10 protein-coding genes are annotated in these 12,771 nt (G+C 57.5%); 7 read left to right on the top strand and 3 right to left on the bottom strand.

Annotation, left to right across the window (positions count from 1 at the left end; translation table 11 throughout):
* Positions 1–64 precede the first annotated feature (64 nt).
* Positions 65–619, bottom strand: a complete 555-nt coding sequence (locus tag IQ265_RS03250) for a GNAT family N-acetyltransferase (protein ID WP_194050764.1) — start codon at positions 617–619, stop codon at positions 65–67.
* A 230-nt stretch (positions 620–849) separates the two neighbouring features.
* On the opposite strand from IQ265_RS03250, the gene IQ265_RS03245 reads away from it, so the two are divergent.
* Both IQ265_RS03245 and IQ265_RS03240 read left to right on the top strand, forming a co-directional pair.
* Positions 850–3,336: a phosphoketolase family protein gene (locus IQ265_RS03245; protein ID WP_194050763.1), complete on the top strand. Its 2,487-nt coding sequence runs from the start codon at positions 850–852 to the stop codon at positions 3,334–3,336.
* 128 nt (positions 3,337–3,464) lie between these two features.
* A complete protein-coding gene (locus IQ265_RS03240) occupies positions 3,465–4,811 on the top strand; it encodes an IS4 family transposase (RefSeq protein WP_194050762.1) in 1,347 nt (448 codons plus the stop codon).
* Positions 4,812–5,013: 202 nt separating this feature from the next.
* On the opposite strand, the gene IQ265_RS03235 is transcribed toward IQ265_RS03240, so the two are convergent.
* Complete coding sequence (locus IQ265_RS03235) at positions 5,014–6,744, bottom strand: glycoside hydrolase family 15 protein (protein WP_194050761.1); 1,731 nt, start codon at positions 6,742–6,744, stop codon at positions 5,014–5,016.
* Between the two features lie 246 nt (positions 6,745–6,990).
* Here IQ265_RS03235 and IQ265_RS03230 point away from each other — a divergent pair, with 246 nt between their 5' ends.
* Positions 6,991–7,185: a DUF2795 domain-containing protein gene (locus IQ265_RS03230; RefSeq protein ID WP_194050760.1), complete on the top strand. Its 195-nt coding sequence runs from the start codon at positions 6,991–6,993 to the stop codon at positions 7,183–7,185.
* Between the two features lie 235 nt (positions 7,186–7,420).
* Positions 7,421–9,067 (top strand): RecQ family ATP-dependent DNA helicase, encoded by a 1,647-nt coding sequence (locus tag IQ265_RS03225; RefSeq protein WP_194050759.1) that lies wholly within the window; start codon positions 7,421–7,423, stop codon positions 9,065–9,067.
* A gap of 204 nt (positions 9,068–9,271) precedes the next feature.
* Here IQ265_RS03225 and IQ265_RS03220 read toward each other — a convergent pair whose 3' ends face one another.
* Positions 9,272–9,685: a hypothetical protein gene (locus tag IQ265_RS03220; RefSeq protein WP_194050758.1), complete on the bottom strand. Its 414-nt coding sequence runs from the start codon at positions 9,683–9,685 to the stop codon at positions 9,272–9,274.
* Between the two features lie 473 nt (positions 9,686–10,158).
* Between IQ265_RS03220 and IQ265_RS03215 the strand changes: the two genes are divergently transcribed.
* The 3 genes from IQ265_RS03215 to IQ265_RS03205 all read left to right on the top strand — a co-directional run bounded on the left by IQ265_RS03215 (position 10,159) and on the right by IQ265_RS03205 (position 12,715).
* On the top strand, positions 10,159–11,118 hold the full coding sequence (locus IQ265_RS03215; RefSeq protein ID WP_194050757.1) for an aldo/keto reductase family protein: 960 nt from the start codon (positions 10,159–10,161) through the stop codon (positions 11,116–11,118).
* Positions 11,119–11,171: 53 nt separating this feature from the next.
* Positions 11,172–11,645: a TspO/MBR family protein gene (locus IQ265_RS03210; RefSeq protein ID WP_194050756.1), complete on the top strand. Its 474-nt coding sequence runs from the start codon at positions 11,172–11,174 to the stop codon at positions 11,643–11,645.
* 377 nt (positions 11,646–12,022) lie between these two features.
* The gene (locus IQ265_RS03205; RefSeq protein WP_194051106.1) at positions 12,023–12,715 is read left to right on the top strand and encodes a phosphatase PAP2 family protein; all 693 of its coding nucleotides are present in this window, start codon (positions 12,023–12,025) and stop codon (positions 12,713–12,715) included.
* The last annotated feature ends 56 nt before the right edge of the window (positions 12,716–12,771 follow it).

Here is a 12,771-nt window from a genome sequence, read left to right as displayed (position 1 = left end):
TAGCTGGAAGGGAATAGTTGGAATTCCAAAGCCTACCCGATGGCCGCCTTTAATTCAGGCTTTTTTACGTATCTTTGCGATTCTCAAGCAATATTGGCAGCTGACGGCACTGCATAATAACGCGATCGCCGATCGGTAATCCGGCCTGGGCCTCCTGCTCTCGAATGTGCTGAAAACCCGCCGACAGCTCCGCCTCATCGAGGGGCTGAAACCCTAGCCTGGCGTAAAACGGCGCGTTCCACGGAATGGTGCGGAAAGTCGATAGCGATAGCGCAGGGTAGCCCTGGTGGTTTGCCCACAGGCTAACCGCGCTGATCAGCGCAGAACCAATCCCTCTTCGCCCGTGGGCTGGGTCGACGTCAATCTCCTGCAGGTACAGGGTTTGATCAACCGGCTGAGTGACGGCGTAACCAACAACGGCCGCCTGATCGGCGATCGCCACCCACACCTGCCCGGCTTGAAACCGCTCCAGCACAACCTCAAACGGCAGGGGCGCGGCCTCGACTAGAAAGGCGTAGGGGGTATCTGCAAACAGCGCAGCGGCTGACTGCTCGATCGCCGCCAGCTGAGGTAACTCTTCGCGCCGAGCCGAACGAATTTGATAATTTGGTATCAGCATTTTCCCAAAAGCCTTTGATAACGTTGGTTGGGTGAGGCGGCCCTCGCACAACTCTATCTAGCAGCAGATATTTTTAGGTCACAACACTGTCATCGGTAGGAGGAAGGGAGGAGTTCAGCTTTGTACCCTGTGAGGAGCCGCATCGGCCGAGCGTAGAGGTGGAGCAGTCTGCCGTTCAGGAAATAGCCCAGAAATAGCCGCCCCAAGTCGCCCTACAAGGAGCATTTAGCATGATCGCAGCCACGCCCAGCAAGCAACAGCCCCTGACTGCCGAGCAACTTCAAAAGCTACATGCCTACTGGTGCGCAGCGAACTACCTATCGGTAGGCCAGATCTATCTATTAGACAATCCGCTGCTGCGCGAACCGCTAAAGCTAGAGCACATTAAGCCCCGGCTGCTGGGCCACTGGGGCACTACGCCGGGGCTGAACTTCATCTACGCTCACCTGAACCGGGTGATTAAAGCCCAAGACCTGAACATGATTTACATTGCCGGGCCGGGGCACGGCGGGCCGGGCATGGTGGCCAATACCTATCTAGAGGGCACCTACAGCGAGCTTTATCCCAATATTTCGCAAGATGCCGAGGGCATGCGGCAGCTGTTCAAGCAGTTTTCCTTTCCGGGCGGCATTCCCAGCCACGCCGCCCCCGAAACGCCTGGGTCAATCCACGAGGGGGGCGAGCTGGGCTATGCCCTGGTGCACGCCTACGGAGCCGCCTTCGACAACCCCGACCTGATTGTGGCCTGTGTGGTGGGCGATGGCGAGGCCGAAACGGGGCCTCTGGCGACCAGCTGGCACTCGAATAAGTTTCTCAACCCGGCCCGCGATGGGATCGTGCTGCCGATTTTGCACCTGAACGGCTATAAGATTGCCAACCCCACGGTGCTGGCCCGGCTGCCCCAGGACCAGCTCGAAAGCCTGTTTATCGGCTACGGCTACCAGCCCTACTTTGTCGAGGGGTCTGAGCCTGAGGCCATGCACCAGCTGATGGCCAGCACCCTGGATGCGGCGATCGCCGACATCAAGCAAATCCAGCGCGAGGCCCAGGTGCACGGGTTTCAGCAGCGGCCGCTGTACCCCATGATCATTCTGCGATCGCCCAAGGGCTGGACCGGGCCAGAGTCGGTAGACGGTAAAAAAACCGAAGACTACTGGCGATCGCACCAGGTGCCCTTCTCGGCTATGGCCAGTAACCCGGAGCACATTCAGCTGCTAGAGCGCTGGATGAAGAGCTACAAGCCCGAAGACCTGTTTGATGAAGCGGGCCAGCTGGTGCCAGAACTGGCCGAGCTGGCTCCTGTGGGCGAGCGGCGCATGGGCGCAAACCCCCACGCCAACGGCGGGCTGCTGCTGCGCGACCTGCACCTGCCAAACTTTCGCGACTATGCCGTAGAGGTAAGTAACCCCGGCACCGAAATGGCCGAGTCAACCCGCGTTTTGGGCGAGTTTTTGCGCGATGTGATGCAGCGCAACTCCGAGAGCCGAAACTTTCGGGTGATGAGCCCCGACGAGAACAACTCTAACCGGCTAAACGCGCTGCTGGAGGTCACCGATCGCGTCTCCACCGCCGAAATTTTGCCCACCGATGACCACGTTGCCCCCACCGGACGGGTGATGGAGGTGCTGAGCGAGCACATGTGTCAGGGCTGGCTGGAGGGCTATTTGCTCACGGGTCGCCACGGCTTTTTCTCCTGCTACGAGGCGTTCATCCACATCGTCGACTCGATGTTTAACCAGCACGCCAAGTGGCTGGAAAGCTGTATTGACATTCCCTGGCGGCGACCAATCGCCTCGCTCAACTACCTGCTCACCTCCCACGTGTGGCGGCAAGACCACAACGGCTTTAGCCACCAGGACCCCGGCTTTATCGACGTAGTCACCAATAAGAAAGCGAAGGTGGTGCGGGTCTACCTGCCGCCCGACGCCAATACCCTGCTCTCGGTGGCCGACCACTGCCTGCGCAGCCGCCAGTACGTCAACGTGATTATTGCCGGTAAACAGCCCGAGCTGCAGTGGCTCGATATGGATAGCGCCATCAAGCACTGCACCGCTGGGGTCGGCATTTGGGAGTGGGCCAGCAACGACAAGGGCGGCGAACCCGATGTGGTAATGGCCTGCGCGGGCGACGTGCCCACCCTGGAGACCCTGGCAGCGGTAGACTTTCTGCGATCGCAGTTTGCCGACCTCAAAATTCGGGTGGTGAATGTGGTTGACCTGATGACCCTGCAACCCCAGAGCGAGCACCCCCACGGCCTCTCCGACTGGGATTTTGACTCGATTTTCACCGCCGACAAACCCGTCATTTTTGCCTTTCACGGCTATCCCTGGCTGATTCACCGGCTCACCTATCGGCGCACCAACCACGCCAACTTCCACGTGCGCGGCTACAAAGAAGAGGGCACCACCACCACCCCCTTCGATATGGTGGTGCTAAACGAGCTAGACCGCTTTAATCTGGCCCGAGATGTGATCAATCGCGTGCCCAAGCTGAAGAAAACGGGTGCCTACGTCAAACAAATGATTCGCGACAAGCTGATCGAACACAAGCACTACATCACCACCCACGGCAAAGACCTCGCCGAAGTCGAGGACTGGACCTGGCAGTACTACAACAGCGCCGATAGCGGCCGATCGGAGGATGGTGATAGAGCCAGCGATCGCAGCAGTAGTCCTGCCCAAAAGGGAGCCGAAGGTGCCGCCCAGTCCCGCAGCTGAGTGGGTTGCCGAATTGAAGCATAAGTTTAGGTAGGGGCAAACGGCCGTCATTGAGCAAACTTAAGGTTCTTAGTGCGGGACTAGGGAGTATAACGATGAGTATGTAGGTTGTGAATGGACTTGAGTTCATGGCCAAGAGTCGCCCGTTTAGTGATGCCAATCCAGACTTACGCCGCCGCCCGCAGTGTCCCAGTCCGCCTGTTGCTGAGGTAGAACGCCAGCTTTGGCAATGGCTCTCGCCGGCCACGTTCAAACCGACGACGGGGGTACGCAACACCGACGATAAACGACTCCGTAACCGGATCTTGACGTTGCCGGTGATGGTAGCAGTGGTCTTGAGTTTGGTGTACCGGCAAATCAACGGACTGAGCGAATTGCTCCGAGTGCTACAGATGGAGGGGTTGTTGTGGGTTGAGCCCATGGCGCTCAGCCGAACCGCCTTGGATAAACGGTTTCGCTCCCTGCCGGTGTCGCTGTTGAGTCAGTTGTTGACTCAGGTGCAGGCTCAACTGGCGACGCGTCCGACGGGGACGGTGCTGTCGGAACCGTGGCAAGCCTTGCAGAGCCGATTTCCCGCGATTTGGATAGCCGACGGCTCGACCTTAGAAGAACTGCGTCGCCAACTCAAAGCCTGGCGCGGGCACCCCTCGACCCTCCTGGCCGGCAAACTGATGATGGTGGTGGAGTTGTTCAGCCATCGCCCGGTGGCGATGCAGTATGACGAGAAGGCCAAAGCCAATGACAAAGCCTTTGGTGACTGGCTGCTAACGACCCTGCCGGTGGGTGGCTTATTAGTCTTTGACCTGGGATTTTTCGCCTTTCCCTGGTTTGACCAGTTCACCGAGACGGGGCGTTATTTTGTCACCCGGCAACGGGAGAAGACGGCCCATACTCGACAGCGGGTGCTGAGTCGGGGAGAGCGTTACTGTGACGAAATTATCGTCATGGGGCAGTACCGGTCGAACCCCTGCCGTCATCCGGTACGGATGGTCTCGGTGCAGTGGGGCACCACGTGGTATCGCTATTTGACCAATGTCCTTGACCCAGAGCACCTCAGTGCCCAACAGGTCTGCGACCTCTACCGTCGGCGATGGCGGATTGAAGAGGCCTTTTGTGTGACTAAACGGTTGTTGGGATTGGCCTACGTCTGGGTCGGTGATACTAATGGCATTCAAATTCAAATCGTGGCGACTTGGATGTTCTATGCAGTGCTCAATGACCTCTGTGCCCAAGTGGCCATCGCGTTGCACCAACCGATAGAAAAGATTTCGCTCGAGATGGTGTTTCGGGGGTTGTATCACTACAGTCGAGCCCGTTTACACGATGACACCACCGAATTAATTCCGTTTTATCAACAGCATCATCAGTTGTTAGGGTTGGTCAAAGCGACGCGAAAACGTCATCGCCAATACGAGCATCAGTGGGCGGAAGTTTGGGGAAACGTCCCAGGCTGTTGCCCTGTTGTCCCACCTTGAGACGCTTAAGTTGACACCAATGACGGTCGTTTGCCCTCCCCAGCTTTTCGCAGGACATCCTGTAGGGTGGGCACTGCTCACCATCAACCCTAGCCACTAATCGAAAACCCCAAATCCATCTCACCTTGCCCATGCCTGTGATGAGGGTTAGTGGTCGGCAAATGGGAGGGGTGGTGGGCATTGCCCACCCTACGGATCGTCTCTAGTGGGCTTGTTCGATCGCGGCTTTGAGATCGATCGCGGCTCCAATAAAGGCGGCGTGGACAAAGGTTTGCGGAAAGTTGCCGAGCATGGCCCCGGTTTGGGGGTCGGCTTCTTCAGCAAATAGGCCCAGGTCATTGGCAAATTCCAAAGCGGCATCCATAATTGCCTGGGCTCGCTGCAAATCTTGCCGCATAACCCAGTACTGGGCCACCCACAGGGTACCGGCCAAAAAGGCTCCTTCCCGCTGAGAGTCAAAGGTTTTGAGATGGCGACGATAGAGGTGGCCGGTGGCGTAGTCGCGCTCTAACGCCTTCATCGTCGCCACCATTTCAGGGCTATCGGCTGCGGTGTAGGCCCACACCGGAAACAGGGCGGCGGTAACATCGACGTCTTCTCCCCCAGCCACAACGGCGTAGGCTCCCTCTGAGGTGAGGCAGTGCTGGGCCACAAACTCTCGAATCGCTTGTTCTGCCTCGCGCCAGCGGCGGGCCTGGGCGTCGCTTTCAGCCACATCGGCGATAAACCTTAGGCCGCAGGCCACCACTACTTTGCTAGAGGTGTACTGGTGCTTTTCCTGCTCCTCCCAAATGCCGTAGTCGGGCTCGTGCCAATGGTCGCTTAAAAAATCGGCAATTTCGGCCACCAGCGACCAGTGCTCGCGGGTGTCAAAGTGCTTGTAGATCAGCTTGGCCGCCAGCAGCACGTTGCCGTAGGCGTCGAGCTGGAGCTGGTCTTTGGCCACATTGCCAATCATGACCGGGGCGCTGTGGCGATAGCCAACCAAATCGAGGGGTGTTTCTGAGCTGGGCGACTCACCATCTAGAGTAGAGAACGGCATTAGCGGCTGGTGGTCAGAATCGCGATCGTAGCCGCAGATAAAGTCTAAAAAGCGACGCTCATCGGTGCCGTCGCTGCCCGCTCGGGTGAGGGCGCTGACAATCATTCCGGCATCGCGCAGCCAGACGTAGCGGTAGTCATAGTTGCGCTCGCCGCCAATGACCTCGGGCAGCGAGGTGGTGGGGGCGGCGATAATGCCGCCGTTGTCCTCAAAGGTGAGCAGGCGCAGCGCTCGAATAGACTCGGCCACCTGCTTTTCGTAGGGGCCGTGATAGGTGGCGTGGGCGGCAATGTCGCGCCAGCGCTCCAGGGTTTGCCCCAGCCAGCCTTTGATTTCGCCTTCGCTGAGCCCGTGCAGGGGCTCAGCGACCAACAGGCACCAGCCGGTCTCTCCCTGGGGAATGGTGCAGCTAACGGTTGCTCCATCAATGGCGAGGGGATGGGAGGCGTACAGGTAGTGCTGCCCGTCAACTTGAATGCCCTGGCCCTGGGGCTGAAGCTGGGGCGATCGCCGGGCGTAGTCGGGGGCTGGCGACAGCGTAACGGCCATATCGGCGGGGGCAGCTGAAAACTGGCGGCACAGGCCGCAGGGAGTGCCGTGTCCCATCGGCATCCAGTCGGTGATAACCAACGCGCCCGCCGGGGTGGCCAGAGTCGTTTCTAAAATGCCGCTGTCTTCTAGGTAGCGCCGCCCTGAGGCCGTCGCGTTGGGCAGCTGCACGGTCCAGTCGCCGCCCCGCTCTGGGTCGAGCAGCGCCGCCAGCAGCGATGGATAGTCAAACCGACCGGGGCAGTACCAGACAATCGCCCCAGTGGTAGTGACCAGGGCGGCCGTGCGGCGATCGCCAATCAGGCCTAAGTCTCGAACTGCAGGAAACCTGGAGTCCCCCACTCTGCTTCCTACCCCATCCACTGCACCGATCCGTCTCTGTCCTACGACACCAGCCTAAAGGGCCTGCCTTCCTGTTTTCCTCCAACCAAAGACATATTCCCTCTGCTTTGGCTCGCCATACGTCAAAAGATGCGGCGACCAAGCCAGAGATTGTGCCTTTGGCGGGAGGGAACCTAAGTCAGCCATTCTGTACCTTGAAAACACAAACAACAGCACCAGTGTCAATAGAAAATAAGGAGAATAACCATGGCGAAGGTTAACCCAATTCAGGTTCAAAAATTCCTGAAAGGTATGGAGTATCCGGCTAGCAAGCAGGATGTGATTGACCATGCCAAACAGCAGGGCGCAGACGAAAATGTTTGCTCAACCCTAGAAGATATGCCTGAAGACGAGTTTGAAACGCCCGCCGATGTCAGCAAAGCCATTGGCGAAATTGAGTAAGGCCTGAAAGTGTACCAATAGAGTTTTTAGGTTGGGTGGAGCGCCAGCAGAACTCAACAGAGGTTTGCTGCTGTTGGGGTTTCTCCTCTGAAGACGCTGCGCGAACCCTTCGTTGCACCCAACCTACATGAACCCTAATTTTTAGGATTGACGCTGCACTAAAAACAGTCACTCTTACTTTTCCTTAAAGCCATTTTTCAAAACCTAACAAACCACAAAAACAGTTTTACACCCTATGGCCCTGCAACCCGAATCGGTGACGAGGGAACAAATTTGTCAGACGGCAAAAGTTAAGCTGGGCCACGACTCACTCAGGCCAGGGCAGGAAGATGCGATCGCGGCTCTGCTCAAGGGCCACGATGTGCTGGCCGTCATGCCCACCGGGTCGGGAAAGTCGGCTATCTATCAGCTGGCTGGAGCGCTAATTCCAGGGGCGACGGTGGTGATTTCGCCCCTGCTGGCCCTCCAGCAAGACCAGGTAGAATCGATCGGTGAGCAATCGGTGGGTGACGCCGTAGCGGTCAACTCTACGGTGACCAGTGCCGAGCGAAAAGAGGCCTTTGAGTCGCTGGCCGACGACGAACTGGAGTTTATCTTTCTGGCTCCAGAACAGTTCAACAACCCAGAGACTTTAGAGCGGTTGCAACAGGCCAAACCCTCGCTTTTTGTAATTGACGAAGCCCACTGCATTAGCGAGTGGGGCCACGACTTTCGCCCCGACTACCTGCGGCTGGGAGCGGTCATTGACAGCCTAGGTCATCCTCGGGTGCTGGCGTTGACGGCAACAGCCGCCCCAGCGGTGCGAGAAGAGATTGTCAACCATCTGAATATGCGCGATTTTGAAGTCGTCGTGCAGGGGTTTGATCGCCCCAATATTTGGCTGGAAGTACGACGATTTGAGGCTGAGGCCGAGAAGGAAGCTGCCCTAATTGACCAGGTCGCGCGGGCTAAGAAGCCGGGCATTGTCTACGCCGCCACCCGCAAGCAAACGGAAGCGATCGCTGATGCCCTAGTAGAGCGAGACGTAAAGGCGATCGCCTACCACGCGGGTATGAAAACCAGCGATCGCGAGGAGGCTCAAGCTGCCTTCATGGATGATGAGGCGGAAGTAATTGTTGCCACCACCGCCTTTGGCATGGGTATCGACAAGCCCAACGTGCGCTTTGTCATTCATCACACCATCAGCGATTCGCTCGATTCTTACTATCAAGAAATTGGCCGGGCTGGGCGCGATGACAATAAAGCCTTTGCGCTGCTGTTTTACTGTGCTGACGACCTCAATATCCGCCGCTTTTTAGCTAGCAGTGGCCAGGTCGATGAGCAGCAGGTAGAACAGGTGGCAACCGTTATTCAGGCCCAGAATGAACCGCTAAAGCGCCAGGAGGTGAAGGAGCAAACGGGGCTTTCTCAGTCGAAAGTAGCCACCGCCCTCAATCACTTGGTGGAGGTGGGGCTGGTTGAGATGCTGCCGACGGGCGAAGCGGTGGCGAGTGAAGCCGCACCCAATGTCAACGAAGCGGCCCAGGCAGCGATTCAAGCGCAGGAGCGGTACCATAACCACGTGCGATCGCGCCTCGAAATGATGCGCGGCTATGCCGAAGTACGCGACTGCCGCCGCGAGTATTTGCTCAACTACTTTGGCGAAACGCTCGATCAACCCTGCGGCTTTTGCGACAACTGTAAAGCGGGCATTGTGGTTGACGACGAAGGGGTTGACCAACCCTTTGCTATGAATAGCCAGGTGGTTCACCCATCCTGGGGCGAGGGCATGGTGATGCGCTACGAAGGCGACAAGATTGTAATTTTGTTTGACCAGGTTGGCTACAAGACGCTTGACATTGAGCTAGCCACCGAGCAGCACCTGCTGGAGCCGGTCGAGTAATTGGCAAGGGCGCTGGCGATCGCGGTTTATCTCCACCAAAAGAGGACGCACGGGCACAACTGAACTGTTAACAAGATGCGGTTAGGGCAGCCCAAAGCCGCTTACGTCCGACCATTGGGCTGTGGGACACCGCCGGTATCAAGCATCTTCTCAAGCCCGAGGGTCGTTGTCAAAGACCGATCTGGCCTTGCCAGCAGAATAGCCTTACCATTTTTTGTGAAACTTATCTTGATCAACAGGCCAAAAATCAGTGCAGTTTTTTGCATCTATTTTGCTGGCTATCTGAGGATGAACGGTGCATTTGAGGTACGGGTTTTTGTTGAAGAAGCGACACTTTGAACAAGGAGCGGAAAAAAGAAGCTGAGGGTTATCATCTAAGCCGTTTTTAGCCTTTTCAGCACCCTGAAGATGCTTAATCGCGAAAAACACCAGGGCAAAGGTAAATAGACCTAAGATGGTTAAAACTCCGCCAGGGGCATTATCTTGGATGGGTGGCTTGACCTGCGTTTCTGCCTTTCCTCGGTCAGACACCTGAATCAGATATTGATTTTGAGAGCTTTGATTACCAAAATGTTCTGCGGAACGAGTGGGATGAGGAAACGTTTTCTGGGCTTTCATGGGGCTTGCTTAGTTCATTGAAACTGTGCGCTAACGGCTAAACCTATATCTAGAGGGATGGATTGGTTAGCCCACTCCAGGTTGCTCACTCTGCCCAATGGCGAGTGTCATAGCAGATGCTTAGGTGCGGCGTTGCAATACTATTTTTAAGGGTGGAGCAATAGGGCTATCTATGAGCCCTCTCTTTGGGACAGATTTACAGCGCAATCGTCTCTTTCTTTCGCAGGAGATAAAGTCATTCGCGTCACCCCTGCTGTCGATAGAGGCCCACTCATTCGAGAGGGGTACTTGGGCCACACCTAGGGAAGCGGGCGTGCATTGTTAACAGTTGCCCCTGAAGGCCGATGCGAAGCGCAGACCAAATCGATTACGTTGTGGCAGTTCAATGGGGGACGGATGAACGACGGCAGGTTTAGGCCTTGGGCCACGGTGCCGCATCATTTTTTTTGCATATAGACCTATAGGGATTGGCTATGAAGTATCGACAGCTCGGCGATAGCGACCTGACCGTTTCAGAAATTGCTTTGGGCTCCTGGCTCACCTACGGCGGCGGGGTCGAGCGACAGCAGGCCGAAGCCTGTGTACACAAGGCGTTTGACGTCGGCATCAACTTTATCGACACCGCCAACGTCTACGGGCGCGGTGCCGCCGAATCGCTTCTTGGGGAAGTGCTGCAGGGCATCGATCGCAGTTCCTACGTGCTGGCCACCAAGGTTTTCTTCCCCATGTCGCAGAGCGATCAGGGCCTGTCGGCGGCGCAAATTTACAAGCAGCTCGACGCCTCGCTCCAGCGCCTGGGCACCGACTACGTTGACCTCTACCAGTGCCACCGCTACGACAGCAACACCCCCCTAGACGAAACCATGGCGGCCCTGACCGACGTGGTGCAGCAGGGCAAAGTGCGCTACATCGGCTTTAGCGAATGGAACCCGGCCCAGATTCAGGCGGCGCTAGAGTTGCCCAATGTGGAGAAGTTTGTCTCTAGCCAGCCCCAGTACTCCATGCTGTGGCGGCAGCCCGAGGAAAAGGTATTTCCCCTCTGTGCCGACAACGGCATTGGCCAGATTGTCTGGTCACCCCTGGCCCAGGGGGTGTTGACGGGCAAGTACAAGCCCGGTGCCGCACCCCCCGCCGACTCCCGCGCCGCCAACGACAAAATGAACGGGTTCATGCAGGATCTCAGGAGCGATCGCGTGCTCAGCGCCGTTCAAAACCTGCAGCCCCTGGCCGACCAGCTCAACATCTCGATGGCGCAGCTAGCCCTGGCCTGGATTTTGCGCGACCCCAGGGTGAGCGCTGCGATCGTGGGGGCCAGCCGCCCCGAGCAGGTGGTCGACAACGCCGCTGCTTCAGGCATCTCCCTCGATGAACCAATGCTGCGCGAGATCGATATGGTGCTGGGGCCAGCCCTCAATCAGGTGGCCGCCCGATAGGCACCTAGCGGCGGCCCGGAGCCATTTACTGTAGTTGAGTTTGGGATTACAACATGCTCAAAAGCTGGATGATCATTGGCGGCATCGCCTTTTTGGTGGCCCTGGGGGGCAGCTTAATTCGGCCCCGCGATGTCTCCTGGGGGCTGCGGCTCGATCGGCCCCGGTGGCTGTTTTTTGAACCGGCCATTCCCGTAATCTGGACGGTAATTTTTGCCTGTGGCGCGGTCTCGGCCAACCTCGTTTGGCAGGACGAACCCGGCACTTCAAAAACCTGGCTGCTGATGGGCTTTTACCTGCTGGTGGAGCTGATTACCGTCGCCTACATTCCGGTCACGCTGCGGCTTAGAAGCCTCAAAGTGGGCACCGTGCTTGGCGGCATTGGGGTCATACTGGGCACTGTGCTGGCGCTGACGGTTTTACCGATCTCAGGGCTGGCCGCGCTGCTGCTGCTGCCCTATGTAGTCTGGAGCCCAGTCGGCACCTACACCACTGGGCAAATGGTAGAACTCAACCCCGACGCCGGCTAGGGCCTTTAAGAGGGGACTTAGAAAGTGATTTGGTGTAGCTTTTTGCACCTGCCGCTCTCCCTGGCCCCCTTGCAAAGATGGGGCACAAAGTCACCCTTTTCAAGGGGAATTTGATGGTATTCCAAGTCCGCTACAGAAAGTAAGACGCTTTAATCCTCTAAGGTTTGCTGGCGGGGTTAAACTGGGGGCGCTCTTAACCTTGAGTTAAAGTTGTAGAGTCGCTTGCGCTCCAGCGCGAGCCCCTAAGCCCCATTCCAGATCAATCCACTAGGGTCGATTGCCATCAACCCTGGAGGCGCTGCGCTTTCGTCCAGTCAACTCTGGGGAATGCCAGCAGGATGCGGCCCCGCCCCCAGCAGCTAACCGAAACCACACCGATGAAGCAGGCCAGCGTACGCGATCGATTCAAGTCACTGTTTGGCTATGTCAAAGCGCTGCTCATTGGCCACTATCGATCGCTGCTGCTGCTGCTGCTGCTAGGGGTCTTTTTTCCCCTCCAAATCTTTGGTGAACTGGCGGAAGAGGTTTGGGAAAATGAAGGGGGCTTCCCGTGGGATGAGCCGATTTTGCTGGGCATTCACGCTACGGCCACCCCTCAACTCGACACCTTTGCCAGCTACCTAACACAGCTAGGCGTTGGGTGGGGGGTAGCGCCCGCTTCGATCGTCATTGCGCTGGTGCTGTGGCGGCGACACCACTGGCGATCGCTCGTCTACTTCCTCACCACCCTGATCGGTTCTGCCATCATTAACGTCTCCGCTAAGCTGCTGCTGCAACGGGTACGCCCCAATCTGTGGGAGTCGCCTGCCCCAGAGTATGACTACGGTTTTCCCAGTGGTCATGCGATGTCGAGCATGACCTTTGTGGCGGCCCTGGTCATTTTGCTGTGGGGCAGCCGCTGGAACTGGCTGGTGGCCGCCCTGGGCGGACTGTTTGTGTTGGCCATCGGCTGGACCCGCCTGTACCTGGGCGTGCACTACCCTAGCGATATCGTAGCTGGCTGGCTGGCCTCGATCGCCTGGGCCGTCGGCGTAGCCCTCCTAATCAAGCCCCGTCTGCTCAAAAATTAACGCCCGCTCCCCATGGCTCCAGGGCGTGTCATCAATTCTGGCTAAAGTCCTGATGC

Origin of the sequence: Nodosilinea sp. LEGE 06152, assembly GCF_015207525.1 — a bacterium.
Lineage (GTDB): Bacteria > Cyanobacteriota > Cyanobacteriia > Phormidesmidales > Phormidesmidaceae > Nodosilinea.
The sequence above is the reverse complement of the archived record's forward strand: the minus strand, read 5'-3'. Positions and strand labels throughout refer to the sequence as shown.